The sequence below is a fragment of the Microbacterium sp. LWO13-1.2 genome, from assembly GCF_038397725.1.
Taxonomy (GTDB): Bacteria; Actinomycetota; Actinomycetes; order Actinomycetales; family Microbacteriaceae; genus Microbacterium.
The window spans coordinates 1,213,053-1,237,534 of sequence record NZ_CP151634.1 but is presented as its reverse complement, the minus strand read 5'-3'; the positions used below and the strand labels follow the sequence as shown (position 1 = coordinate 1,237,534).

The following is a 24,482-nucleotide window of genomic DNA, read 5'->3' as shown; positions in this document are numbered from 1 at the left end:
TAACCGAGGAGGCAACATGGCCACTATCCCCGTCGAGGCGAAAGCCGTGCGGATCGAAGTCCGCGGGATCTCGAAGGCGTTCGCCGGGGTCACCGCAGTGGACGACATCACGTTCACAGCCGAGCCGGGTCGGGTCACCGGATTCCTCGGCCCGAACGGCGCCGGCAAATCGACAACCCTGCGCATCCTGCTCGGACTCACCCGCCCGGATGGCGGAGCCGCCCTCATCGGCGGGGTCCGCTACCGCGATCTGCCCGCACCGGCGCGGACGGTCGGCGCCGTCCTCGACATCGCGGGAGCGCACCCCGCGATGACGGCCAGAGCACATCTCAGCGTGAGCGCAGCCCTCGCCGGCGTCCGCGATCGTCGCATCGAAGAGGTGGCGGAGACAGCAGGCATCACCGAGTTCCTCGATCGTCGTATTCGCGGTTTCTCGACGGGCATGCGGCAACGACTCGCAATCGCGAACGCCCTGATCGGCGATCCGAAGGTGCTGGTCCTCGATGAACCGTCGAACGGCCTCGACCCCGCGGGAATCGCCTGGCTGCGATCCTTCCTCCGTGATTTCGCCACCCGTGGAGGCACCGTCGTGCTCTCGAGTCATGTGCTGTCCGAGCTGGAGCAGGGCATCGACGACCTCGCGCTCATCGACCGCGGCCGCATCACGTGGGCGGGATCCCTCCCCGAATTCATCGCAGAGGGCGGAACTCTCGAAGAAGCCTTCCTGCGCGCCACTCAGAACCTCGAACCCGTCGCCCCCACGCTGGAGCACACGTCATGATCCCCTTCGTCCGCGGAGAGTTCCGCCGGCTGTTCGCCACACGTCTCGTCTGGTGGTCTCTGCTCACCGCCGCCCTGTGCGGTGGGCTCCTGCCCGGACTCATCGCCGTCATCGGACCCGAGAACGCCAACCCTCCGCTACCAGGACTCGACACGGGCGCGGGCGTCGAGATGCTGCTCAGCCTCACCTCCGTCCTCCTGTTCGTTCCTGCCCTGATCGGCACGGTCGCGATCACCTCGGAGTATCGGCATCGCACCGTCGGCACGACCTTCCTCCTCGCGCCTCGCCGCGTCGGTGTCGTGCTCGCCAAGCTGGTGGTCTACGCGCTGTTCGGTCTGGCCTACGGCATGATCGCATCCGCTTCCGCGGCGGCGGCAGTCGCCGGTGGCGCCGCACTCCACGGCGAGACGCTCGGAATGCCATGGAGCGAGCTCGTCCCGCTCCTCGTCCGACTCGCTCTCGCGGCGGCGATCTACATGATCATCGGCGTCGCGATCGGTGCCCTCGCCCGCCACCAGCTGATCGCGATCGGCGTGACTCTGGGATACTTCTACGTGCTCGAGTACGTGCTGATGCTCATCCCAGGAGTGAACACGGTCTACCCCTTCCTCCCAGGCGGCGCGACGGCCGCGCTCACCGATTTCACGTTCCTCCGCGACGCCCTCTCGGCGGAGCTCCCGGCCGCGGCGCCGCCCGCAGGCCTCACGCCTCTGGGCGGGGGCATCGTGCTCCTGGCCTACGCCGCCGTCGCCATCGTCGTTGCCATCGCCGCTCCCCTGCGGCGCGACCTTCGCTGAAGCCAACCGCCCATTCCGCCGTCGTACTCCAGTACGACGGCGGAATGAGGTGGGCACCCGAGTCCGACGCGAGGGCGATACCCCCACTTCTACCGTCTTGATATGCCCTTCTTCGAGACCGTCTCCACCCCTGTCCGCAATGCCGTTGCCGGCATCGGAAGCACCTTCGTCGGCGTCGCCCTCGCAATCATCTGGGTGGCACGCCTGAGCGTCGATCGCCCGATCTACGTGAGCGGGCTCGGCGCGCACAGCGAGCCGACCGCCGGGTGGTTCGAGGCCGCGCTGCTGTTGCTCGTCGCGGGCGGATTCATGGTCTCGTGGGTGACGAAGGGCTTGCGTTCGACCGCGACTCTGCTCCGGCTCTGGACCCCGTCACTCTCCGTCGCGATCGCGTCGAGCCTGTTCCTCGTCGCATCCCAGGCGCCCTGCACCACTGGTTGCCCGCTGCCTGTCGGCCCCACCTTCACCTGGCAGGATCTGATCCACACGACCGTCGCCGTGCTGGCCTTCGCCTTCGCCGCCTGGGCGATGCTGCAGACGTCCTTCGTCAGCGGCCACACGACGTTGCGCCGGCTCTCCCTCGGCGCCGGAATCGCCACCGCTCTCGTCGCCGCGGCGGGCGGCATCCTGTCTCTCCTGCAGTTCCGCACCGACATCGGGAGCATGCTCGAACTCGTCGCGACGACCATCGGCATGGGATGGCTGATCATCTTCGGTCTCGCGACCGCTCTCTCGCCCGAAGCGCGAGCCGAAACGCGCAGCGCACACAGACTGGCCGCGATGCCGGAGCTGGCAGCTGCTCGCGCCTGAGGCCGGGTGCGTAGAGTCGTCCCATGCGCGCTACGCCCCGTGCTTCCCGCACGACGGATCGACCGGAAGAGCTTCCACGCCCGACCGGCCCGATCCGTCGATTCTGGCGTGCGCACCCCTGGCTCGTCGACTCACTGCTGGCTGGCGGATATCTGGTCATCGCCGCATTCTGGGCGCTCGTCACGCCGCTGTCATCCGGGGTGTGGGAGCCGATCGTCGTCGTGATCGCGCCGGTGGCAGGAGTAGTCCTGGCCGCGGTGGCTCTGCTCTTCCGCCGCCGCCATCCGTGGATCTCGTTCTCCGTCCTCATCGCGATCGCGGCGATCGCGAGCCTCTCCGATACTGCGGTCGAGCCGTTCGGCCTCGCCTTTGCTCTCTACGCGCTGTTCGTCTACCGATCGAACCGGAGCGGGTGGATCGGCTTCGCGATCGCCGCCACCCTGATGGTCGTTCTCCTTCCCGCGACCTCCCACGTCATCCGGACAGGATCTGCACCGCCCGTCACCTTCGATCCGGCGGGGTCGCTCCTGCTCATCGTGCTGCTGATCGCCGCCCTCGTAGGGGTCACGGTGGGTGACCGTCGGAGGTACATCAGTGCGCTCCTCGAGCGTGCCGATCAACTCGCCAGGGAACGCGACCAGCAGGCCCGACTTGCGACACTCGCCGAGCGCGCACGGATCACGCGAGAAGTTCACGACGTCGTCGCGCACAGCCTCTCGGTGATGGTGTCGCTCGCCGACGGCGCCGTCGCGCTGGCGCAGAAGGATGCGATCCGATCGCAGGATGCGGTACGCGAGATCGGCGATGTGGGGCGGCAGTCACTGGCCGAGATGCGTCGGCTGCTCGGGGCACTCGGCGATGAGCACCCGGACGGCGACCCGACGCTGCTGCGCCCGAACCCCGGCGTCGACGACCTCGCTGATCTGTTCGGCACGTTCCGGGCCGCGCGGCTTCCGGTCCGAGTGGAGACCCAGGGGAACGCACCGTCGTCGCCGGCACTCCAGAACGCCATCTACCGGATCGTGCAGGAGGCTCTCACCAATGCGCTGCGCTATTCGCGCGAGCCGACAGACGTCCTCGTGCGGCTGGACTATCAGAGCACCGGAACGACGATCACCGTGACCGACGACGGCAAAGCAGGACCGGCGCAACCGTCCGTCGGCTCGGGGCGTGGACTCATCGGAATCCAGGAGCGGGTTCGGCTGTACGAGGGATTCGTGGAGACCGGTCCGCGCGCCGGCGGCGGTTGGCGCGTGCAGGCCGAGATCCCCGCCGCGAAGGAGAAGGAATGAACACCGAGCCGATTCGCGTGCTGCTCGTCGACGATCACGAGCTGATCCGTCGCGGCATGAAGATGGTCCTGGATGCCGAAGACGATCTGCGTGTGGTCGGCGAGGCGTCGAACGGCGCCGAGGCTGTGCACCTGGCCGCGCAACTCTCCCCCGACGTCGTGCTGATGGACATCCGGATGCCGGAGATGGACGGCATCGAGGCGACACGGCGCATCGCCAGGAGCTCCCCGTCGAGCAAGGTCCTCGTGCTCACGACGTTCGACCTCGACGAGTACGCGTTCGGCAGCCTGCGCGCTGGTGCCAGCGGATTCCTGCTGAAGAACACTCCTCCCCCGCAGCTGACCGCTGCGATCAGGGCGATCGCTGCGGGCGACGCCCTCGTCTCACCCCGAGTCACCCGCGCGATGCTCGATCTCTTCGCGACTCGGCTGCCCCGTGAGGCCAAGGCAGACGACGATCCTCGCCTGAACGTCCTCACCGAACGGGAGCGAGATGTGTTCCTCGCCATGGCGAAGGGCCTCAACAACACGGAGATCGGTGAGGCTCTGTTCGTCAGCGAGTCCACCGTGAAGACTCACGTCGGCCGTGTCCTCCTGAAGCTCGACCTCCGCGATCGCGTCCAGGCCGTCATTCTCGCGTACGAGATCGGGCTGGTCTGAACCCGGGTCCATGACGGGCGCCGGCCACGATTCCGGAGCCAAGATCCGTCGGGGCGCTACGAGGGCCTCGCGAACCTGAGCACCTGCGCAGACGTGGCGACTGCACTCAGGGGCTCTGCCGAGTCGAAGATGATCGCGGACTCCCTGCCCGCAGCCACCGACCCGACCTTGACGCCGCCGCGCAGAACGACGAGAGCGAGTGTGCTCGGCGACACCCGGAAGTCGCCGTCGGCCGCGGTGGCGTCGAACGTTGCGTCAGCCAAGGAGGCGGCGGAACTGAGAACCAGCACCCGGCTGAGACCGATGCCGCGGATGCCCGGTCGATGGAAGTCGACGAACGAGGCATGGCTGAGGAGAGCCTGGTCGCGGCGGAGCGGAGCAGGTCTTGTGTTGTCGGCCTGAACATTCACCTGAGCGCCGGAGATTCCGACGATGAGCTGGTCCGTGTCCTCCGGCAACTGTATGAGTCCGTGCGGCCCTCGCAGTTCGACCAGTTGCAACTGCCATTGAAGGCCCCGAACGTCATCCCGCTCGACCCACAGGTCGCGGACACCGCCTGCCCCGGCGGCGAGCGCGTGCCGTGGAGACTCTGCGAACCGTTGAACCCCCGCCGATGACATCGCGAAGTCACTCCCGCCGCGAATGGATCCGTGTGTCACGTTGCCTCGTCAAATACAGAGTGTCACTGTGCTGGACGCGCGGCGGCGTCCAGCACAGTGACACCGCGAGCGAGCTATGCGCGGATCGGGTCGAGGACGTAGCCCTCTTCTCCGTGCACGACGGTGTCGATTCCCGCGACCTCGTCTTCGTTCTTCACCCGGAATCCGATCGTCTTCTGGATGGCGAAGCCGATGGCCAAGGCCAGTACGAACGAGTAGATCATCACGCTGAATGCGGCGATCGCCTGGACCAGCAGCTGGGTTCCGTCGCCGCCCATGAACAGGCCGGTGCCGTTGGCGAAGAAGCCGAGGTACAGGGTTCCGATGAGGCCGCCGATGAGGTGGATGCCGACGACGTCGAGCGAGTCATCGAAGCCCAGCTTGTACTTCAGCTCGACGGCGAGGGCGCAGGCGGCACCGGCGATGAAGCCGAGGAGGATCGCCCACACCGGGTGCAGCGACGCGCACGCGGGTGTGATCGCGACGAGTCCGGCGACAGCTCCAGACGCAGCACCCACCGAGGTCGGCTTGCCGTCTTTGAACTTCTCGACGACGAGCCAGGCGAGGAGCGCCGCAGCGGGAGCGGCGATCGTGTTGACGAAGGCCAGAGCCGCAGTGCCGTCGGCGGCGAGCTCGGAACCGGCGTTGAAGCCGAACCAGCCGAACCAGAGCAGACCAGCACCGAGCAGGACGAACGGCGGGTTGTGCGGCACGTGCGCGCCCTTTTGGAAGCCGACGCGGCGGCCGAGCACGAGCGCCAGAGCGAGAGCCGCGGCACCGGCGTTGATGTGGACGGCCGTGCCACCGGCGAAGTCGATCGCGCCGAGCCCGAAGGTCTCCTGGAGTCCGTGCGTGATCCAGCCGCCGTACGCGAAGCTGCCGTCGTCTGCGAGACCGAAGTTGAACACCCAGCTCGCGACCGGGAAGTACACGATCGTCGCCCAGATTGCGGCGAAGATCATCCAGGAGCCGAACTTCGCGCGGTCGGCGATCGCTCCCGAGATGAGTGCGACGGTGATGATCGCGAAGGTCGCCTGGAATGCGACGAACGCCAGCGGCGGGTAGGCGGCGCCCTCCGGCGTCTCGAGGAGGCTGTTGAGCCCCACTGCCGCCGCGTCGATCGACCACGGCGCCACGGTGCCCTCGGCGCCGGGGAACGCGATCGCGTATCCGTACAGCACCCATAGAACTCCGATGAGCCCCAGCGCACCGAAGCTGAGCATCATCATGCTGATGACACTCTTGGCTTTCACGAGGCCGCCGTAGAAGAACGCCAGTCCTGGCGTCATCAACAGCACGAGTGCGGCAGCTATGAGAATGAACGCGGTATTGCCTTGATCCATGACGGTCGAGCCTCTCTCCGAGGACGCACGGAGGCGTCGGGTGAGTCTCAGAGTGGCGCACCGTCGTTTCGTGACCAGGTCCGGTTCGTTACAGTCGCATTTCCAAGATCACGCCACCACGCTCGCGTCGAGCGCCTGCACGATGACGGGAGCGTCGTCGTCCGGCATCCCGACGCTCCAGATCCGCACTCGGGAACCGATCGCGGGGATTTGCGTCTGCAGCAGGGTCTCATCGCGATTGTCCGGATTGCTGCGATGCCAGCGCGCGCGGATCGACCAGCCGGCATCGCCGGCAACAGTCAACGTGAAGGCCGACACCCCGCCGTGCTCCATGAGAGACACTTCACGATCGCTGACGCGTCCTCCGGTCGAGGTCGCGCGCTCTCGCGTCAGCGCCCACCGTTCGGCGAGCCGCCCTTCACGACGAGAGAGACGCCCTGATTCCCCCAGCGCGACCGCGCACCCGAAGACGAAGAATGCGGGCATCAGGGTGAAGATCACACCGAACCACCAGGGCGGGCCATCCGTCCACAGCATGACGACTATGAAGACCGTCCCGATGGCGGCCAGACCGACGAGTATCCAGAGCACCATCCGCGTGGTCGGACGCAACCGCGTACCGAATCCCGCACGAGCCGGCGCCCCGCTCTCGTCGAATGCCCGAACCAGGTGCACGACGTGCCCGACCGGTGCTTCTTCGTCCACGACCGCCTCCATCCGCCCCGAGCCCGGGGTCAGATCATCAGATCAGACCGTCGTGAACTCCAGGGGAACTCGGTGTGACGCGGCTTCGCGTTCCAGTATCGGCAACAGCGGGCTGATCTCTGCCGCCGGCTTCAATCCCAGCGCGCACTGGGCATAGCCCGCCTTACCGCCGATGTCATCGATGAGGGCGAGCTTCTGCATCTTGGTCGCACGGGCGATGGCGGCCTTGCAGTCATGCAGGTGGATCCGCACCGCGATGTCCGCGCCCTCGTGCTGAGCGAGCCGCGAAGCGAGGAAAGCTCCCGCCTGAGCAGGAACGCTTCCGCGCACCGACCTCGGTACGAAGGTGACGACCTCGAGCTTGCTCACTTCTTGCCACGGGATCACGAACCCGCCCTGTGTGATGAATCCCTGAGGCACCACGATCAGGTCGATGAGGTCGTCGCCGGTCAGGCCAGCGGCCTTGCGGGCGCCGACGAAGAGAAGCGTGAAGAGCAGTGCGCTCACGACGGCCAGAACCGCGACCACGATCAGGAGCGGACGCTGGCCAGGGAAGAACGGGAACGCGAGTCCGGCGAGCACCAGGATCACGATCGAAGCGATGAGGATGCGCAGGTGTCGGCTGGCCGCGCCGGACTGCTCCTGCGGCGTGCTGACGAAGCGGATGAACTCACCCTCGCGGAGTGCGGGCACGGAGATGGATGTTTCGGCGGGCATGCTCTCACCGTAGCGGCGCGACTTCCGCACGCCCGGGACCTCCAGAAGTTTTTTGCTATTCAGTGTTGCTAACTACCGGTACTTAGTGTTACCGTCTACCAGTAGCCAGCAACACTAAGTAGAAGGAGGTGATCCGAATGGGCAACCAGATGACGGAGATGCTGAAAGGCACTCTGGAGGGCATCGTCCTCGCGACGCTGTCCGAACACCCGGCATACGGGTACGAGATCACAGCACGGCTTCGCGACGAAGGATTCGCCGAGATCGCCGAGGGCACGATCTACGCCCTGCTCGTACGGATCGAGCAGCGCGGTCTCGTCGATGTGGAGAAGGTCCCGTCCGAGAAGGGCCCCCCACGAAAGGTCTACTCGCTCAACACACAGGGGCGAGAACAGCTCGACGAGTTCTGGAAGACATGGCGCTTCCTCTCGGAACGGATCGAACAGCTCCACCAGCACATCGCACGCACACACGACAACTCGCAGGACGAAGGAGAGTAATCATGGCCGCGAAATGGATCGAAGCCCTCACCGGCTCACTCGAACAGAAGAAGCAGTACAAGCAGGACAAGGCCCGCATCGACGGCCTTCCCGAGCCGTACGCCACGGCAGCCAAGGCGATGCACCGGTACTTCATGTACTTCGGCGGCATCACCGACGGCGAGACGCTCATGAAGATGTTCACCGATCTGGCGGACCTCTGGGAGCGCGCCGCGGTCGACGGCACTCCGGTCGGCGACATCGTCGGCGACGACCCCGTCGAATTCGCCGAGACCTTCGCGCAGTCCTACGGAGGCAAGCACTGGATCGATAAGGAGCGCGCCCGTCTGCTCAAGGACATCGGCGACGCGAAGCGGGGTGAGCAGCGATGACCACCACGCCCGCCATCCGCGTCCAGGGCATCACGAAGGCCTTCAAGGAGCTGGAGGTGCTGCGCGGCGTCGACTTCGAGGTCAAGCGCGGCAGCATCTTCGCCCTCCTCGGCTCCAACGGCGCCGGCAAGACCACGCTCGTCCGCATCCTCTCCACCCTGCTGAAGGCGGATGCCGGCACCGCCGTCGTCCACGGCTTCGATGTCGCTGCGGCTCCGAACGACGTTCGTCAGTCGATCAGCCTCACAGGGCAGTTCGCGGCCGTCGACGAGGTGCTCAGTGGTCGGGAGAACCTCGTGCTGGTCGCGAAGCTCCGGCACCTGAAGAATCCGGGTGCGATCGCCGACGACATGCTCGCCCGCTTCTCGCTGACGGATGCCGGCAGCCGCAAGGCCGGCACCTACTCCGGCGGCATGCGCCGACGCCTCGACATCGCGATGAGCCTGATCGGCAACCCGCCGATCATCTTCCTCGACGAGCCCACCACCGGACTCGACCCGCAGGCGCGCATCGAGGTGTGGCAGACCGTCAAGGAGCTCGCGAACGGCGGCACCACCGTGCTGCTGACCACGCAGTACCTCGATGAGGCCGAACAGCTCGCCGACCGCATCGCGATCCTGCACAAGGGCACCATCATCCAGAACGGAACCCTCGCCGAGCTGAAGAAGCTCCTCCCGTCCGCCAAGGTCGAGTACGTCGAGAAGCAGCCCTCCCTCGAGGATGTCTTCCTGGCCCTCGTCGGCGAGACCGGCGTCGGCGAGCCTGCAGCAGTAGAAGGGAAATGACATGGCCTCCCACGTCCTCAGCGACACCCGCGTCCTCACCGGCCGGTCGCTGCGCCACATCCTCCGCAGCCCCGACACGATCATCACCACGGCGGTCACCCCGATCGCCCTGATGCTCCTGTTCGTGTACGTGCTCGGAGGCGCGATCAACACCGGATCCGACGAGTCGTACATCAACTACATGCTTCCCGGCATCCTGTTGATCACGATCGCCTCCGGCATCGCGTACACCGCGTACCGGCTGTTCCTCGACATGCAGGGCGGCATCTTCGAGCGGTTCCAGTCGATGCCGATCGCCCGGTCCAGCGTCCTCTGGGCGCACGTGATCACGTCGCTCGTATCGAACCTGGTGTCGGTTGCGATCGTCATCGGCGTTGCCCTGCTGATGGGGTTCCGCACCGGAGCATCCGTCGGCGCCTGGCTCGGCGTGACCGGGATCCTGGTCCTGTTCACCCTCGCCCTGACCTGGCTCGCAGTGATCGCCGGACTCTCCGCGAAGACGGTCGACGGCGCGAGCGCGTTCAGCTACCCGCTCATCTTCCTGCCGTTCATCAGTTCGGCGTTCGTGCCCACCGACACGATGCCAGGACCGGTGGCCTGGTTCGCCGAGAACCAGCCGGTGACCTCGATCGTGAACTCGATCAGGGCGCTGTTCGCCCAGCAGCCGGTCGGCAACGAGCTCTGGATCGCCCTCGCCTGGTGCGTCGGCATCCTCGTGGTCGCCTACGCCTTCGCCATCGCGATCTACCGCAAGAAGATCAGCTGACGCCGCGGCTCCTGTTCGCAGAGCGCAAACGGCTCTATCCGCACCTCGGATAGAGCCGTTTGTGCTCTGTGAACGCCAGCTCAGGCCGCAGGCACCCCGAGCTTCGCGAGCCGCAGCCAGGTCTCCACGACGGTGTCGGGGTTCAGCGACATCGACTCGATGCCCCGGCCGACCAGCCACTCGGCGAGGTCGGGGTGGTCGCTCGGGCCCTGACCGCAGATTCCGACATACTTGCCCGCACGGCGGCAGGCCTCGATCGCCATCGACAGCATCTTCAGCACAGCGGGATCGCGCTCGTCGAAGGTCGCGGCGACCAGACCGGAGTCCCGGTCCAGGCCCAGAGTGAGCTGGGTCATGTCGTTGGAGCCGATCGAGAAGCCATCGAAGTACTCGAGGAACTCGTCGGCCAGCACGGCGTTCGACGGCAGCTCGCACATCATGATGACGCGCAGGCCGTTCTCGCCGCGGCGCAGCCCGTTCTCGCCGAGCAGCTCGGTGACCGCGTGCGCCTCGCCGACCGTGCGTACGAACGGCACCATGATCTCGACGTTGGTGAGACCCATCTCCTCGCGTACGAACCGCAGCGCCTCGCACTCCATGTCGAAGCACTCGCGGAAGTCGGCGGAGATGTACCTGGACGCGCCGCGGTACCCGAGCATCGGGTTCTCCTCGTGCGGCTCGTAGATGTCGCCGCCGATGAGATTCGCGTACTCGTTGGACTTGAAGTCGCTGAGCCGAACGATCACCGGCTCCGGCGCGAAGGCCGCGGCGATCATCGAGACGCCTTCGGCGACGCGCTTGACGAAGTACTCGCGCGGTGAGTCGTACGCCGCGATCCGCTCGGAGATGTCAGCACGCAGCTCGGCGGGCAGGGTCGCGTGGTCGAGCAGCGCACGGGGGTGGATGCCGATCTGGCGGTTGATCACGAACTCCAGGCGCGCGAGGCCGACGCCCTTGTTCGGGAGTTTCGAGAACGCGAACGCCTGGTCGGGGGTTCCGACGTTGAGCATGATCTTCGTCGGGCTCTCCGGCATCTCGTCGAGCCGGGTGATGACCTCTTCGAACCCGAGGATGCCCTCGTAGACGAAGCCGTTGTCGCCCTCGGCGCAGGAGACGGTCACATCCTGTCCGTCGCGCAGTACGGCGGTGGCATCGCCGGTGCCGACGACGGCAGGGATGCCGAGCTCGCGCGCGATGATCGCCGCGTGGCAGGTGCGTCCGCCGCGGTTCGTGACGATCGCCGAGGCGCGCTTCATGATCGGCTCCCAGTCGGGGTCGGTCATGTCGGCGACGAGCACGTCGCCGGGCCGGAACGCGTCCATCTGCTCCAGCGAGGTCATCACCCGTACCGGACCCGCGCCGATCTTCTGCCCGATCGCGCGCCCCACGGTGATCACCGAACCCGGCTCCTCGAGCACGAAGCGGCGCGTGACGTTGCCATCGGTGCGTGAGACGACCGTCTCGGGGCGTGCCTGCAGGATGTAGAGCTTCCCGTCGACGCCGTCCTTGCCCCACTCGATGTCCATCGGACGTCCGTAGTGCGCCTCGATGGTCAACGCCTGCCGCCCGAGTTCTTCGACCTCGGCATCCGTGATGCTGAAGCGCGCACGCTCGGCCGGCGCGACATCGGTGAAGACCGTGCTGGCGCCCGCGTGGGTGCCGTCGGCGTAGACCATTTTCACGGCCTTCTCGCCGACCGACCGCTTCAGGATCGCCGGGCGCCCCTCGCGCAGGGCCGGCTTGTAGGCGTAGAACTCGTCAGGGTTCACCGCGCCTTGCACGACGGCCTCACCGAGACCGTAGGAGCTGGTGATGAACACGGCCCGGTCGAAACCCGACTCGGTGTCGACCGTGAAGAGGACGCCGGACGCACCGACATCCGACCTCACCATGCGCTGGATGCCGGCGGACAGCGCGACGTCGTGGTGATCGAACCCGTGGTGCACCCGGTACGCGATCGCCCTGTCGTTGTAGAGGGAGGCGAAGACGCTGCGGATCGCGGCGAGGATGTGGTCGATTCCGCTGATGTTCAGGAACGTCTCCTGCTGCCCGGCGAACGAGGCGTCGGGAAGATCCTCGGCTGTCGCGCTGGAGCGGACGGCCCAGGAGACGGATTCCGGCTGCGGGTCGGCGGCGACCAGGGTGGCGTACGCCTCGCGGATGTCGGTCTCGAACGCGGACGGGAGCGGCTGGTTCTCGATCCACTCGCGCACGGTCGCCCCCACGCGAGCGAGCTCGGCGACGTCATCGACATCGAGGGCTTCGACGGTTGTGCGGATGCGGTCGTACAGGCCGTCCGCTGCGAGGAATTCGCGGTACGCGTCTGCGGTGGTGGCAAAGCCGCCGGGCACACTCACTCCCGCCCCCGAGAGGTTGGAGACCATCTCGCCCAGCGAGGCGTTCTTGCCGCCGACCTGGGCGACGTCGGCCATACCGATCTGCGTGAACCAGAGGATGTTGGTCATGAGGGCTCCTGAGAGGTGTGCGTTGTGCGCGGGTCGAGGATGAAACGTGGATGCTGCGTGGGCTGGTCAGCTGCGCAGTCGCATGGACTGCATGATCACGGCGGACATCTCCTCGACCGACTTCGTCGAGGAGTTGAGGAACGGAACGCGGTTGCGGCGGTAGAGATCTTCGGCGCGACGGATCTCGAGCGTGCACTGGGCGAGGCTCGAGTAGGTGCTGTCCGGGCGTCGCTCGTGACGTACCTGACTGAGCCGGAGCGGCGTGGTGGTCAGGCCGAAGCACTTGGCGGCGAACTTCGCGACGGTACGAGGCAGCGCATCGGCGGGGAAGTCGTCGTCGGTGAGCGGGTAGTTCGCGACGAGCAGCCCGTACTGCAGGGCCAGGTACATGGTCGTCGGGGTCTTGCCGCAGCGGGACGGCGCGATGATGATCACGTCGGCGATGTCGAGGGCGCGCATGCTCTGCCCGTCGTCGTGTTCGATCGCGTACTCGACGGCGCGCATCCTGGCGAAGTAGCGTTCGATGTCGCCCACGCCGTGGTACTGCCCCAACTGCTCGGATGCCGCGCTGCCCAGGCTCGTTTCGAGCTCACGCAGGTGCCCGCCGAGGAGATCGATCATCACCGCGCCGGACTCGCCCAGTGCCGTGAGGATCTTCGCCGACTTCACGGTGGTGAAGACGATCGGGACGCCGCCAGCCGAATCGCTCGAGCGGATGCTGCCGACGACGTTCTGCGCGCCTTCGACCGTGTCGACGAACGGCACGGTGTGCCGACGGAACCGCACGCCCGGGAAGTTCGCGAGCAGCGCGTTGCCGAGGGTTTCCGCGGTGATACCCGTGCTGTCGGACACGAAGTAGGCGTCGCGGGTCTCGACGACAACGCCGAGGGGCTGCACGGGATTCGTCAGAGACACAGTGGGCGAACCTCACTTCGGGAACGGGAACTAGGTCGAGCCTAAGAAAGAAGTGCGGTCAGCGTTCCGGAAGTCGACGATAAGAATTACCACATTTATCATCACGGCAAACGTTCGAACCGCCCCGATGACCTCTGCGGATCCTAGGGTGGAGCCATGCCCCTCAGCGACAGCTCGCGACGCGTGGTCTTCCGACGCTTCGGCGGACCCGAAGTGCTGGAGATCGAGCGGCGCCCGACACCTGTTCCGGCATCGAACGAGGTTCTCGTGCGCGTCGCCGCCGCCGGAGTGAACCCCGTCGACTGGAAGCTTTTCAGCGGCAAGCCCATGCACGATCCCTACGAGCGCAGCCTGCCCTCGGGCAACGGCTACGACTTCGCGGGAACCATCGCCGGGATCGGCGCAGATGTCACTGACTGGAGCGTGGGGGAACGCGTGTTCGGCGGGCTGCGCTTCCACGCGCAGGCCGACCACCTCGTGATCGACCCCTCGTTGCTGGTCCGCGTTCCGACCGGCCTGTCGCTCATCATCGCCGGGGCGTTGAACGTGGTCGGGCGCACCGCCTTCGCGAGCGTGGAGTCCCAGTCCATCGGCGCGGGCGACACCGTGCTCGTCAGCGGAGCCGCCGGCGGCGTCGGCATCCTCACGGCTCAGCTCTGCGTCCTCCGTGGCGCGCGCGTGATCGGCACCGCGAGTCCGGGCAACCACGACAGGCTCCGCTCGTTGGGGATCGCCCCCGTCGCCTACGGCGCGGACCTCTCCGCAGCTTTGCGAGCGGCCGCACCCGAGGGGTTCACGGCCGTCCTCGACACGGTCGGCCACGGCACGGTCGACATCGCGCTCGGACTCGGCGTGAGCCCGGAGCGGATCAACACGGTCGCCGACTACGACGCCAGACATCGGCATCCCGTCGGCGGAGTCGGCGGCGCAGCGGCAGGAGCAGCTGAACTCGCGATCGTGGGGCAGATGCTGGCCGACGGCGACCTCGACCTGCCGATCGACTCCGTGCACCCGCTCGAGCGAGTGCGCGACGCCTACGTCCGCTCGATCGCCGGCCATGCCACCGGCAAGATCGTCATCGTCACCGAGGGGACGGATGAGGCCGCCTGACGAGCAGCGCCACAGGCGTGCCCATCGCCGCAAGACCCGTCAGATTGACGGTGCGAGAAGCGGCGAGATCAGCTGTAGAGGCAGTAGTCATGAATGAGGGCCCAACCGAGCAGTCCGAAAGCGAGTCCCCATGACGTGTCTCTGCACATAGTGTTCCCCCCGAATAGGCTTCCGACGGAGAGGGTCGCCTCCCCGCGGTTAAAGTAACATGCCTACCCCGGCAGGTGAAGAGCCTGGGGCCTCTTCTCCGGCTGACCGCACCGCGACAGCGCTGCAACGAAGAACGCCGCGTACTCGTGAGAGCACGCGGCGTTCTTCGTTGCAGGTCTTACTCGCCGGCGATCTTCTTCGCGTCGTCGGTGTTGATCACGCGGAAGAGCAGCGCAGCCAAGGCAGCACCGACGAGCGGCGCGACGATGTACAGCCACAGCGAGCTCCACGCGAAGTGTCCGCTGACGGACAGACCGAGAGCGACCGCGGGGTTGAAGCCGCCGCCCGAGATGGCTCCGACCGTGGTCGCGCCGACGAAGACCGTGCCGCCGATGGCGAGACCGTAGAAGGAGTTGCCGTCGTTCGCCTTGGTGGTCGCGACGTTCAGCACCACCCACACGAGCACGAAGGTGAACAGCGCTTCGACCAGGAACGCCGGGCCGACCTCGATGACCATCGCCTTCTCGCCTGCCGGCCACACGACGCTGCTGACCAGAGCCGCGAGCGCGCCAGCGACGAACTGTGCGATGACGTACGCGATCAGGTCGACCACGCTCATGCCACCGCGCAGGAAGACGCCGAACGAGACGGCCGGGTTCAGATGAGCGCCCGAGATGTGACCGACCGAGTAGATGAGTACCGCGAGCGCGAGACCGATCGCGAGGGTCGTCAGAGGGCTTCCGCTGTTGATCGCACCGATGATGCTGAAGACGAAGAGGAACGTGGCGACCGCTTCCGCGACCACCTTTCGTGCTGTACCGGTCATGAGAATGCTCGTTTCTTGTCAGGTGATGATGAGGACGGTCGCACCGCCGCCCTCGTGCCTCGGCCGGCACACCCGCCTCCGACGCGTCGACAATATATCGGCAAGTTCGCGGGGCTGCTGGTGCGCCGCGCGGACGAGCGGCAGCTCCGCGGATGTCGGAGACGGACCGTAGGCTCAGCACATGCGATACTTCGGCACGCTGCAGACGCCGGTCGGCACGATCGGCGTGGTGTCCGATGGCGCGGCGATCACCCGCGTCAGCTGGCGGCCGACGCGGCCCGACGACGCCTCCGATGAACCCGACCCGTTGCTGACTGAGGCACTGCAGCAGTTGACGGCCTACTTCTCCGGCGAACTGCAGCACTTCACGGTGCCGGTCGATCTCGGAGAGCAGTCCGCCACGACGCGCGCGGTGCTGACGACCCTGTTCGAGGGCGTCGGCTACGGCGAAGCAGTCACCTACGGCGAGCTCGCGGCGTTGAGCGGCACCGGCGTGCCGGCCCGCGGCATCGGCGCGATCATGGGCGCGAATCCGATCCCGATCATCGTTCCGTGCCACCGAGTGCTGGCAAGCGACGGCCTGGGCGGATACTCAGGCGGCGACACCGGCGCCGGGCTCGAAACGAAGCGCGCCCTGCTCGAACTCGAGGGTGCACTCCCGGCGCCGCTCTTCTGACACGAGAGCTTCTACAGCCAGCCCTTGCGCTTGAACACCGCGTACAGTCCGATCCCCATGGCGAGCATGAGGCCGATGGCCATCGGATACCCCCACGCCCAGTGCAGCTCGGGCATGACGTCGAAGTTCATGCCGTAGATGCCGCCGATCAGGGTGGGCGCGAACAGGATCGCCGCCCAGCCCGAGATCTTCTTGACCTCGTCGTTCTGACGGATGCTCAGCTCCGTCATCCGTCGCATCTCCTCATTCTGCCGGCGCGCCACGATCGTCGACTCGACGGTGAGCGCGTTGTCCAGCACCGTGCGGAAGGTCGTGGCGCGGTCGGTGACCCGCAGGGTGTGGTCGAGCACGTCCCGCAGGTAGCGCTGCAGTTCCACGTCGACCTGGTACTTCTCGGATCCGCGCAACAGCGCATCGAGCATCCCGGACAACGGCTGCGTCGCACGCTGGAAGTCGATCACTTCGCGACCCAGCTCATAGATGCGCTGCGTGGCGTCGACGTCATCCTCGAAGAGTTGGCTCTCGATCTCGTCGATATCGTTCTCGAGTCCGGCGAGCACCGGCGAGTACTCGTCGACGACCTCATCCAGGATCGCGTAGAGCACCGCCTCGGGGCCTCGAGCGAGAAGCTCGGGGTCGCCCTCCAACCGCTGGCGCACCCGCCCGAGGTCGGGCGACTCCGCATGCCGGATGGTGACGACGAAGTCGGGTCCGACGAGCACGTGCACCTCGCCGAACTCCACCTCCTCGACGGCATCGAGGTAGCGGGCGGGGCGGAGCACCATGAAGAGCACTTCGCCGTAGCGCTCCAGCTTCGCCCGCTGATGGCCGGCGAGGGCATCCTCCACGACCAGTTGGTGGATGCCGAATTCATCGGCCACCTCGCGGATCTCCTGCGCGCTCGGTCGGTACAGGCCGATCCAGCTCATGCCGCCGCGTTCGCGCATCCGCTCGAACGTCTCACTCAGGCTCTGCGGATTCTCCGTGCGGATGCCGTTGACGTAGATCGCGTTGTCGATGATCGCCATCGCGCCACCCCTTCACATTCCGCCCAGCGGGCGGCTCGGCTCAGACGGCTCAGCCCTCGGGCTCTTCTGCGGGCTCCTCCGCCGGCGGTGCGACACAGGGCAGCGCCCGCTCCGCGATCGCCTGGTGGAACTGCTCTGCGGTGAACGGCAGGCCGAACTCCGGGACGGTCTGGCCGGAAGCCGCCGGGGCCTTGGAGGCGATCGCCGCGAGCTCCCAAGCGAGGTTTCCGGCGATGCTGCCGCCGGTCGTGGAGTTGTTGAGCACCACGACGACGGTGAAGCCGGTCGCCGGATCCGCATAGGCCGCTGTCGCGTAACCGGGGGTCCAGCCGTGCTGCCCGATCATCGATCCGACGATCTGGGCGCCGCCCGTCGCCTGATGCCAGGAGGGGGCGCCGTCGTAGGCCGGCAGCGGAGCGGCGAAGCGGTCCGGCGTCTTCTTCGACCGCAGCACCTGTGCGGCTTCCGCCTGCGCATAGCGACCGAGATCGGTGATCGTGGAGACCGCTCCGGAATCGGTGTAGCCGGAACTCGCCGACAGCGTCGTGATGTCCGCGGGAGCAGCGCAGTCGAATCCACCCTCGACGGGGTTGGAGTAGTGGCCGTTCAGCACGGGTCCCGTCGACGGCGGCGCCGCCGTCCTGCCGGGCAGCGACGTGTTCTTGAGATCGAGGGGGCCGGCGACGTACTTGGCGATCAGCGCCGATGCGCTCATCCCGGAGGCGCGCTCGAGGGCGAGGCCCAGCAGGAGATAGCCCGCGTCGGAGTCACGGTAGGTGGTGTGCGCCGGAACCCGAGCGCGGCCGAGCCCGTAGCTGGCGAGTTCGAGCGGCGACCATTCGCGCTCCGGAGTGTTCAGCCAGGAGGACTTCACGACGTCTTCTGACGAACCGGCCCCACTGGTGCCGTTGCAGAGGTCGAGGAGGGTGACGTCTTTCATATCGGCCACGCCGGAGACGTAGGCGGGCACCTTGGCGTCCGCCTTCACGACACCATCGTCGATGAGACCGTAGAGCACGTCGCAGGTCATCAGACGAGTGACGTCGGCGATTCGGAACGACATGTCGGTGCTGAGTTCGGCTCCGCCCGGCTCCTGCGTCCCCGTGGCGGCGACCCAACTGCCGCTCCACGGAACCCAGACGCCGACGATGGCCCCGGATGCTCCCGCCGCCGCCATGGCGGCGTTGACGGCGTCCTGCATGGGCACGACCGTCTCTTCGGCGAGGTCGCCGTCGACCTGCGCTGGTGGCGTGTAGGTGAAGGTGCTGTCGCCGGGCGCGCAGCCCGTGAGGATGAGCGCGAGTGCGGCGGCACCGGCCGCGGCCGCGCGCCATTTGCGCGACGAGAGAAGCTGCATGGATGTAACCCCCGGAGACGTGTTCCCCGAGTCTAGAACGCGTATCCTGAGAGATCACATCGGAAGGGGTCTCCGGCACACCCGTACAGTGAGTTCGTGCCGCACATCTTCGATGCCGACGTGGTGACCGCCGTCCTTCGCCACATGAACGGCGATCATGCCGATGACAACCTTCTCATCGCTCGCGCGTTCGCGGATTCCGGAGACGGCGCCGTGACGGATGCCGTGATGATCGGGTTCGACGGCGACGGCGGCGTCTGGGAAGTCACGCGCGACGCAGCCGTGAGCGAGTTGCGGGTGGCATGGCCGGGCGGCCGGATCTCGGATCGACCGGCCGTGCGGCGCGAGGTCGTCGCGATCTATGACGCCGCGTGCGCACGGCTGGGCATCGAGCCCCGCCCGCACGCCTGAAGTCTCAGTCCAGCCAAAGGGTTGGCTGGAAGTTAGGTGAGCCTTACACTGGGGCCATGTCCGAGCTCCTCTCCTTCTCCGCGGCCCTGCGCGAGCGCTCCTCCGGATCGCACTCCACCAGCGAGCACGCCGGCTTCATGGCCAGCCTCCTGAGCGGCGACGCATCGCGTGATGACTACACCGCGCTCGTCGCGCAGCACTACTTCATCTACGAGGCTCTGGAGAGCGCCGCCGAGCGGATGCGCCACGATGCCGTGGCATCCGTCTTCCTCAGCGACAAGCTCACCCGCCTGCCCGCACTCGAGGCCGACCTCGAGTTCCTCGTCGGCCCGGACTGGCGCGAACGGATCACGTTCCTCCCGACCACGCGGCGCTACGTCGATCGGATCCGTCAGGTCGGCGCGACGTGGCCGGGCGGCTTCGTCGCCCACCACTACACGCGCTACCTCGGCGATCTCTCCGGCGGCGTCTTCATCGGCCGAGTGATGGCACGTCGATTCGGGTTCCAGACCAACGGCGTCGGGTTCTATCTCTTCGACGACATCGCCGACCCGTCCGCCTTCAAGGACGTCTACCGCGAGCAGCTCGACGCCGCCCCGTGGGACGAGGCCGAGCGCGAACGCGTGATCGACGAGGTGCTCCTCGCCTACCGCTTCAACACCGAGCTGTTCGAGGACCTCGACCGCGCCCGCGCGGCCGCTTGACGCTCGCCTCGTCGGCGCGCGGAACGGTCAGGACTTCGGGATCTCCGGAGTGGACGCGGCGAGATATGCCTCCCGCATGAATCGGCGCACGTCTTCGTCGACGCGGATGTCGCTCGGCCGCAGCGCCCGTGACAGGTAGAGGCCGTCCAGGGACGTGAGTCGGCTCAGCGCCACGTAGGTCTGTCCCGGCGCGAACGCCCCCGAGCCGAGATCGATGATCGCGCGCTCATAGGTCTTGCCCTGCGACTTGTGGATGGTGACCGCCCAGGCCAGCCGAAGCGGGAACTGCGTGAACTCGGCGACCACATCGCGGCTCAGCTTCTTGGTCGACGGCTCGTAGGCGTAGCGATACCGCTCCCAGACGGCCGGTTCGACGTCGACCTCCTCGCCGTCGATGTCGACGCGCACCGCGCCGCCGAGGATGCGGGTCACGGTGCCGATCGTGCCGTTCACCCAGCGCGGCGGCTCCCCGGACATCGATGTGTCGTTGCGCAGGAACATCACCTGCGCGCCGACCTTCAGCTTCAGCTCGGCCTCGGCGGGCAGCGCCGCTTCTCCGCGGCCGAAGTCACCGGAGACCTCGGCGCGCGCGGTCTGCTCCTTGCCCGGCAGCGCGGTGAGGTGGCGCCCGTTGATGTTGTTGACGATGTCGTTGCGCGTGGCGAGGGTGATCATCGGCGTCTCGCCCGGGTCGGGATCCGGCGGAGTCCGCGCGCCCTGCGTGTTCAGCACACCGGCGATCTCGGCGGTGACCCGCCCGTATCGCACGGCGTTGAGCATCGCCTTGAATCCGTCGTCGGACTGGCGGTGGATCTGCACGAGTTCGCGGACGTGCAGCTCGGCACCATGTCGCCCCAGGTCGAAGAGTCCGCCCTCGGCATCCGACGACCCGGCCCACACCTTCGCATCGAAGAACCAGAACGATCGGTAGTGATCCTTGATGTACCGCAGCTCGTCGCCGCGCGGCGGCACCGGAGCCAGCTGGTACGGGTCCCCGAACATCACGACCTGCACGCCCCCGAACGGTTCTCCTCGACGGCCTCGAGCCTGTCGCAGCGAACGGTCGATCGCGTCCATGAGATCGGCGTTCACCATCGAGATCTCATCGATGACGAGCGTCTCGATCGCATTCAGGATGCGTCGGGTGGCGTCGTTCTGATCGATGTCGCCGCCGGCGATGAGCCCGATCGGCAGACGGAACAGCGAGTGGATCGTCTGCCCCTCGACGTTGAGCGCCGCCACTCCGGTCGGCGCGCAGATCGCGATCTGCTTCTTGGTGTTCCACGCGAAATGCTGCAGCAGCGTCGACTTGCCGGTGCCGGCGCGTCCGGTGATGAAGACGTGCTCGCTGGTGTCCTCGATGAGACGGAACAGCTCTTGCTGTTCCTCGGACAGGGCGGGAAGGGACACGGATCTCTCACGGGGAGCGGGCGGATGCGGATGCCCATCCATGCTACGGCGCGGCGGCACCTCGGTATCCGCCCGACACCCGCGACGCTCGGCATCGTCTCAGGCCGCCCTCTTAGACTGGCGCCATGAAGCCGGTAGAGACGAAAGCGCCTCGGCGTTCCCGTCTCGGCGTCGACCTCGCGCTCCTCGCCCTCGTCGGCGTGATGCTCATCGCCGCCATCGGCGCCGGCGGGGCAACGCTCTACCAGCAGTTCTACGGGCCTGCAGCCTTCGTGGAGCGCTATCTCGACCTCCTCTCGTCCGGACGCGCCGCAGATGCGCTCCACGTGCCCGGTGTCGCACTCGACCGCGAGACGCTGGCGACGGCCGGCATCGACCCCGCGGCCTCCGAGGCCCTCTTGCGCCAGACGGCGCTCGCGCCGCTCACCGCAGCCGAGATCGTCTCCGAGGAGACCGTCGACGGCATCACATCCGTGGCCGTGTCCTACCGGGCGGGCAAGCACGAGGGATCCACCACCTTCACCGTCGAACAGGACGGGTGGGTGGGCGTCACACCGAACTGGCGCTTCTCCACCAGCCCGCTCGCGGCCATCGAGCTGACCGTGCGCGGCGCCGACCAGTTCGCCGTGAACGGCTTCGAGATCGACCGGCGTCAGGTCTCGGTGGCGGGTACGGAGGCGGCACCGCTCGACCCGCTCCCGCTCCTGGTGTTCACCCCCGGCCTGTACTCGGTCACTGTCGACACGCCGATCTCGACGTCACCCGGAGTGAGCGTGCTCGCGGACGCCCCCCTGGCGACGACCCCCATCGAGCTGCAGACCGAACCGACCGCGGAGTTCGTCGCCGTCGTGCAGGAACGGGTCGAGGAGTTCCTCGTCGAGTGCACGGCTCAGGAAGTGCTGCAGCCCACGGCCTGCCCGTTCGGCATGGAGGTGGCGAACCGGATCGCATCCGCCCCGAAGTGGACGATCACCGCGCAGCCGGAGGTCACCGTCGCCCCGGACGGCGCGCACTGGATGATCCCCGCGGCGGATGCCGTCGCCCACATCGACGTGGACGTCAAGTCGCTGTTCGACGGCTCGGTGGACCCGATCTCCGAGGATGTGCCCTTCCAGGTGAACGGCACGATCGTGATCCTCCCTGACGGGTCGGCCTCGATCAAGGTCGGATCCCCGAGCGACGTGCCCGAACCGGACTGACCGGCGCTCAGCGCCCCGCGCGCTCCTCGCGACGCCGCTCGCGTTCAGCGAGCGCCACCAGGTTCGCGTTGTACTCCTCGAGCTCGGCTTCGCCCGTGCGGTCGGCATGGCGGTCCCGGCGACGCTGCAGCTTCGTATCGCTGCGGCTCCATTGGATCGCGACGGTGATCGCCAGGATCAACGTGGGGATCTCACCGATCGACCAGGCGATGCCGCCCCCGACGTACTGATCCTGCAACGGCGTCAGGCCCCAGTCACGACCCATCGCGCCGAACCAGTCGGCGACCATCAGGCCTTCCTGCATCATGATCGCGACGCCGAAGAAGGCGTGCATCGCCATCACGGCGATGAGCGTGATGAGGCGCCCGGGGTAGGGCAGCCGGTACGGAACCGGGTCGGCGCCGATAAGGCTCATCACGAACAGGTAGCCGGATGTCAGGAAGTGGATGACCATCCACTCGTGCCCGAGGTGCTCGAACATCGACCAGCGGACGAGGTCGGTGAAGTAGAACGCCCAGAGCGACACGATGAAGACCGCGGCGGCGACGAAGGGATGGGTGACGACGCGGGCGAAGGGCGAGTGCACCGCCCACATGATCCACTCACGGCCGCCGCGGGTGCCGTCGTCGCGCTTGCGGACCGCGCGCAGCGCGAGTGTGATCGGGGCGCCGGATACGAGCAGCAGCGGGATCGCCATCGAGAGCATCATGTGGCCGAGCATGTGCACGCTGAACAGGTACTCCTGATACGCGTTGATCGGCCCGCCCGTGACCCACACCAGCATCAGCATCCCGAGCACCCAGAAGACGGTGCGGTGGATCGGCCACCGATCGCCGCGCCGGTGGAGTCGCCAGGCGCCGGCGAGATAGAAGAAGAGCCCGAATCCGGCGACGACGAGCCAGAGGACGTCGAGGTCCCAGGATGTGAACCAGCGGTCGAGGGTGAACTCCGGCGGCAGCGGCGAGCGGGTGAGGATCTCGGCGGGCGTCTGCGCGAACGACTCCTCTCCCGTCGGTGGCGGAGTGCGCGCGAGGGCTGCGGCGGCACCCGAGGCGAGGCCCATCAGCCCGACTTCGCAGAGCACGAGCATCCAGAACCAGCGGGCGGCACGCTCGGCCGCGAGCTTCGGGATGAGGCGGGCGCGGTACCAGGCGCCGAGCGCGCCCATGGCGACGAGCAGCACGACCTTCGCGAGCAGGATGGTGCCGTACGGCGTCCCGAGCTGGTTCCAGTCGCCGAGCGCCACCACTGAGCGCGCCACGCCCGAGACGGCGACGACGGCGAAGGCGGCGATCGCGAGGGTCGAGTAGCGGCTCACCAGCGCCGTGAGGTCGACATCACGGCGCCCGCGCAGCAGCACGACGAGCAGCAGACCGCCCAGCCAGACCGCGGCGCCGATCGTGTGCAGCAGGATCGAGTTGACCGCGACGTTGTGGCCGGCGAGGTCTCCGGCGTGCCCCTGCGTGGCGAGCGGGAGGAAGGATGCTGCGGCCAGAAGCGCTGTGAGGAGGGTGGGCGTCCAGGTGCGCCACGCGAAGGCGAGCACCGTGATCACGCTGCCGAGGATCGTCGTGATGAGCCACGACTGACCCAGCGGCAGCTCCAGCAGGAAGCGGCCGAGCTGGCTGCCGAACTCGCGCTCGATGCTGAGCTTCGGGTTGAACGCCGCCATGAACGCGAGGAAGCCGGCGAGGCCGGACGCGATGGTGAAGACCGCGGCTCCGATCGACGCGATGTTCAACGCGAAGTCGAACGGCTTCTCCTCGCTGCGCAGGCCGAAGAGGGCCAGCACGAGGGAGCCCAGCATCACGGCTGCGCCGAGGTTCATGACCGTTTTCGCGAGCGGCGTCGCCCAGCGCACGAACGGCCCTGGGTCGCCGAGCAGGAGAGGAGCCGCACCGCCGCCCACGAGCAGCCCGATGACGAGCGCCGCGAGAGCTGCCGCCGCCAGAACCATGATCCCGGCGACGCGATACGCCGAACTGCTTCGGGTCGACTTCGCAGGGGAACTCACCTGTCAAGCCTAAGCCGCGCGGTCGGCGTCGC

25 protein-coding genes are annotated in these 24,482 nt (G+C 67.3%); 14 read left to right on the top strand and 11 right to left on the bottom strand.

Translation table 11 applies throughout. The features are described 5' to 3' along the window. Positions 1 to 16 precede the first annotated feature (16 nt). From MRBLWO13_RS05915 to MRBLWO13_RS05895, 5 genes are all read left to right on the top strand, one after another. The gene (locus MRBLWO13_RS05915; RefSeq protein ID WP_341976942.1) at positions 17 to 781 is read left to right on the top strand and encodes an ATP-binding cassette domain-containing protein; all 765 of its coding nucleotides are present in this window, start codon (positions 17 to 19) and stop codon (positions 779 to 781) included. Beyond that, positions 778 to 1,578 carry an ABC transporter permease gene (locus MRBLWO13_RS05910; protein WP_341976940.1) on the top strand — a complete coding sequence of 267 codons (801 nt, stop codon included), beginning with the start codon at positions 778 to 780 and terminating at the stop codon, positions 1,576 to 1,578. Before MRBLWO13_RS05915 ends, MRBLWO13_RS05910 begins: the two co-directional genes overlap by 4 nt. Positions 1,579 to 1,680: 102 nt before the next feature. Beyond that, positions 1,681 to 2,388: a hypothetical protein gene (locus MRBLWO13_RS05905; RefSeq protein ID WP_341976938.1), complete on the top strand. Its 708-nt coding sequence runs from the start codon at positions 1,681 to 1,683 to the stop codon at positions 2,386 to 2,388. Between the two features lie 23 nt (positions 2,389 to 2,411). Next, positions 2,412 to 3,680: a histidine kinase gene (locus MRBLWO13_RS05900; protein ID WP_341976936.1), complete on the top strand. Its 1,269-nt coding sequence runs from the start codon at positions 2,412 to 2,414 to the stop codon at positions 3,678 to 3,680. Beyond that, on the top strand, positions 3,677 to 4,339 hold the full coding sequence (locus tag MRBLWO13_RS05895; protein WP_341976935.1) for a response regulator transcription factor: 663 nt from the start codon (positions 3,677 to 3,679) through the stop codon (positions 4,337 to 4,339). The genes MRBLWO13_RS05900 and MRBLWO13_RS05895 overlap by 4 nt, the downstream gene beginning before the upstream one ends. Before the next feature lie 56 nt (positions 4,340 to 4,395). On the opposite strand, the gene MRBLWO13_RS05890 is transcribed toward MRBLWO13_RS05895, so the two are convergent. From MRBLWO13_RS05890 to MRBLWO13_RS05875, 4 genes are all read right to left on the bottom strand, one after another. Next, positions 4,396 to 4,998: a hypothetical protein gene (locus MRBLWO13_RS05890; protein ID WP_341976933.1), complete on the bottom strand. Its 603-nt coding sequence runs from the start codon at positions 4,996 to 4,998 to the stop codon at positions 4,396 to 4,398. A 74-nt stretch (positions 4,999 to 5,072) separates the two neighbouring features. Further along, positions 5,073 to 6,341 carry an ammonium transporter gene (locus tag MRBLWO13_RS05885; protein ID WP_341976930.1) on the bottom strand — a complete coding sequence of 423 codons (1,269 nt, stop codon included), beginning with the start codon at positions 6,339 to 6,341 and terminating at the stop codon, positions 5,073 to 5,075. A gap of 108 nt (positions 6,342 to 6,449) precedes the next feature. Next, positions 6,450 to 7,046 carry a hypothetical protein gene (locus tag MRBLWO13_RS05880; RefSeq protein WP_341976928.1) on the bottom strand — a complete coding sequence of 199 codons (597 nt, stop codon included), beginning with the start codon at positions 7,044 to 7,046 and terminating at the stop codon, positions 6,450 to 6,452. A 42-nt stretch (positions 7,047 to 7,088) separates the two neighbouring features. After that, a complete protein-coding gene (locus tag MRBLWO13_RS05875) occupies positions 7,089 to 7,763 on the bottom strand; it encodes a hypothetical protein (protein ID WP_341976926.1) in 675 nt (224 codons plus the stop codon). A gap of 137 nt (positions 7,764 to 7,900) precedes the next feature. On the opposite strand from MRBLWO13_RS05875, the gene MRBLWO13_RS05870 reads away from it, so the two are divergent. Genes MRBLWO13_RS05870 through MRBLWO13_RS05855 form a run of 4 tightly spaced genes read left to right on the top strand, consistent with a single transcriptional unit; the run spans position 7,901 to position 10,185 of the window. Continuing rightward, complete coding sequence (locus MRBLWO13_RS05870) at positions 7,901 to 8,263, top strand: PadR family transcriptional regulator (protein WP_341976924.1); 363 nt, start codon at positions 7,901 to 7,903, stop codon at positions 8,261 to 8,263. Between the two features lie 2 nt (positions 8,264 to 8,265). Further along, on the top strand, positions 8,266 to 8,634 hold the full coding sequence (locus MRBLWO13_RS05865; RefSeq protein WP_341976922.1) for a DUF1048 domain-containing protein: 369 nt from the start codon (positions 8,266 to 8,268) through the stop codon (positions 8,632 to 8,634). After that, positions 8,631 to 9,419, top strand: a complete 789-nt coding sequence (locus MRBLWO13_RS05860) for an ATP-binding cassette domain-containing protein (RefSeq protein WP_341976920.1) — start codon at positions 8,631 to 8,633, stop codon at positions 9,417 to 9,419. The genes MRBLWO13_RS05865 and MRBLWO13_RS05860 overlap by 4 nt, the downstream gene beginning before the upstream one ends. Position 9,420: 1 nt before the next feature. Next, on the top strand, positions 9,421 to 10,185 hold the full coding sequence (locus MRBLWO13_RS05855) for an ABC transporter permease (protein WP_341976918.1): 765 nt from the start codon (positions 9,421 to 9,423) through the stop codon (positions 10,183 to 10,185). Between the two features lie 80 nt (positions 10,186 to 10,265). On the opposite strand, the gene ppsA is transcribed toward MRBLWO13_RS05855, so the two are convergent. Then, entirely contained in the window at positions 10,266 to 12,650 is a 2,385-nt protein-coding gene (gene ppsA / locus MRBLWO13_RS05850; protein WP_341976916.1) for a phosphoenolpyruvate synthase, read from the bottom strand. A 66-nt stretch (positions 12,651 to 12,716) separates the two neighbouring features. Beyond that, positions 12,717 to 13,565, bottom strand: coding sequence for a pyruvate, water dikinase regulatory protein (locus MRBLWO13_RS05845; protein WP_341976914.1), 849 nt, complete (start codon positions 13,563 to 13,565; stop codon positions 12,717 to 12,719). 156 nt (positions 13,566 to 13,721) lie between these two features. Here MRBLWO13_RS05845 and MRBLWO13_RS05840 point away from each other — a divergent pair, with 156 nt between their 5' ends. Beyond that, the gene (locus MRBLWO13_RS05840; protein WP_341976913.1) at positions 13,722 to 14,675 is read left to right on the top strand and encodes an NADP-dependent oxidoreductase; all 954 of its coding nucleotides are present in this window, start codon (positions 13,722 to 13,724) and stop codon (positions 14,673 to 14,675) included. Between the two features lie 328 nt (positions 14,676 to 15,003). Here the strand turns inward: MRBLWO13_RS05840 and MRBLWO13_RS05835 are convergent, their stop codons facing one another. After that, positions 15,004 to 15,651 (bottom strand): aquaporin, encoded by a 648-nt coding sequence (locus MRBLWO13_RS05835; RefSeq protein WP_341976911.1) that lies wholly within the window; start codon positions 15,649 to 15,651, stop codon positions 15,004 to 15,006. A 181-nt stretch (positions 15,652 to 15,832) separates the two neighbouring features. On the opposite strand from MRBLWO13_RS05835, the gene MRBLWO13_RS05830 reads away from it, so the two are divergent. Next, positions 15,833 to 16,327 (top strand): methylated-DNA--[protein]-cysteine S-methyltransferase, encoded by a 495-nt coding sequence (locus MRBLWO13_RS05830; RefSeq protein ID WP_341976909.1) that lies wholly within the window; start codon positions 15,833 to 15,835, stop codon positions 16,325 to 16,327. Between the two features lie 11 nt (positions 16,328 to 16,338). Here the strand turns inward: MRBLWO13_RS05830 and corA are convergent, their stop codons facing one another. Beyond that, on the bottom strand, positions 16,339 to 17,355 hold the full coding sequence (gene corA, locus MRBLWO13_RS05825; RefSeq protein WP_341976907.1) for a magnesium/cobalt transporter CorA: 1,017 nt from the start codon (positions 17,353 to 17,355) through the stop codon (positions 16,339 to 16,341). Between the two features lie 49 nt (positions 17,356 to 17,404). Continuing rightward, positions 17,405 to 18,712 (bottom strand): serine hydrolase, encoded by a 1,308-nt coding sequence (locus tag MRBLWO13_RS05820; RefSeq protein ID WP_341976905.1) that lies wholly within the window; start codon positions 18,710 to 18,712, stop codon positions 17,405 to 17,407. Between the two features lie 96 nt (positions 18,713 to 18,808). On the opposite strand from MRBLWO13_RS05820, the gene MRBLWO13_RS05815 reads away from it, so the two are divergent. Both MRBLWO13_RS05815 and MRBLWO13_RS05810 read left to right on the top strand, forming a co-directional pair. Next, a complete protein-coding gene (locus MRBLWO13_RS05815) occupies positions 18,809 to 19,123 on the top strand; it encodes a DUF2470 domain-containing protein (RefSeq protein ID WP_341976903.1) in 315 nt (104 codons plus the stop codon). Between the two features lie 56 nt (positions 19,124 to 19,179). Further along, complete coding sequence (locus MRBLWO13_RS05810; RefSeq protein WP_341976901.1) at positions 19,180 to 19,827, top strand: biliverdin-producing heme oxygenase; 648 nt, start codon at positions 19,180 to 19,182, stop codon at positions 19,825 to 19,827. 27 nt (positions 19,828 to 19,854) lie between these two features. On the opposite strand, the gene MRBLWO13_RS05805 is transcribed toward MRBLWO13_RS05810, so the two are convergent. Then, positions 19,855 to 21,237, bottom strand: coding sequence for an AAA family ATPase (locus MRBLWO13_RS05805; RefSeq protein ID WP_341976899.1), 1,383 nt, complete (start codon positions 21,235 to 21,237; stop codon positions 19,855 to 19,857). A 125-nt stretch (positions 21,238 to 21,362) separates the two neighbouring features. Here MRBLWO13_RS05805 and MRBLWO13_RS05800 point away from each other — a divergent pair, with 125 nt between their 5' ends. After that, positions 21,363 to 22,436: a hypothetical protein gene (locus MRBLWO13_RS05800; RefSeq protein ID WP_341976897.1), complete on the top strand. Its 1,074-nt coding sequence runs from the start codon at positions 21,363 to 21,365 to the stop codon at positions 22,434 to 22,436. Positions 22,437 to 22,443: 7 nt separating this feature from the next. On the opposite strand, the gene MRBLWO13_RS05795 is transcribed toward MRBLWO13_RS05800, so the two are convergent. After that, positions 22,444 to 24,393: a cytochrome c oxidase assembly protein gene (locus tag MRBLWO13_RS05795; protein WP_341978297.1), complete on the bottom strand. Its 1,950-nt coding sequence runs from the start codon at positions 24,391 to 24,393 to the stop codon at positions 22,444 to 22,446. Between the last annotated feature and the right edge of the window lie 89 nt (positions 24,394 to 24,482).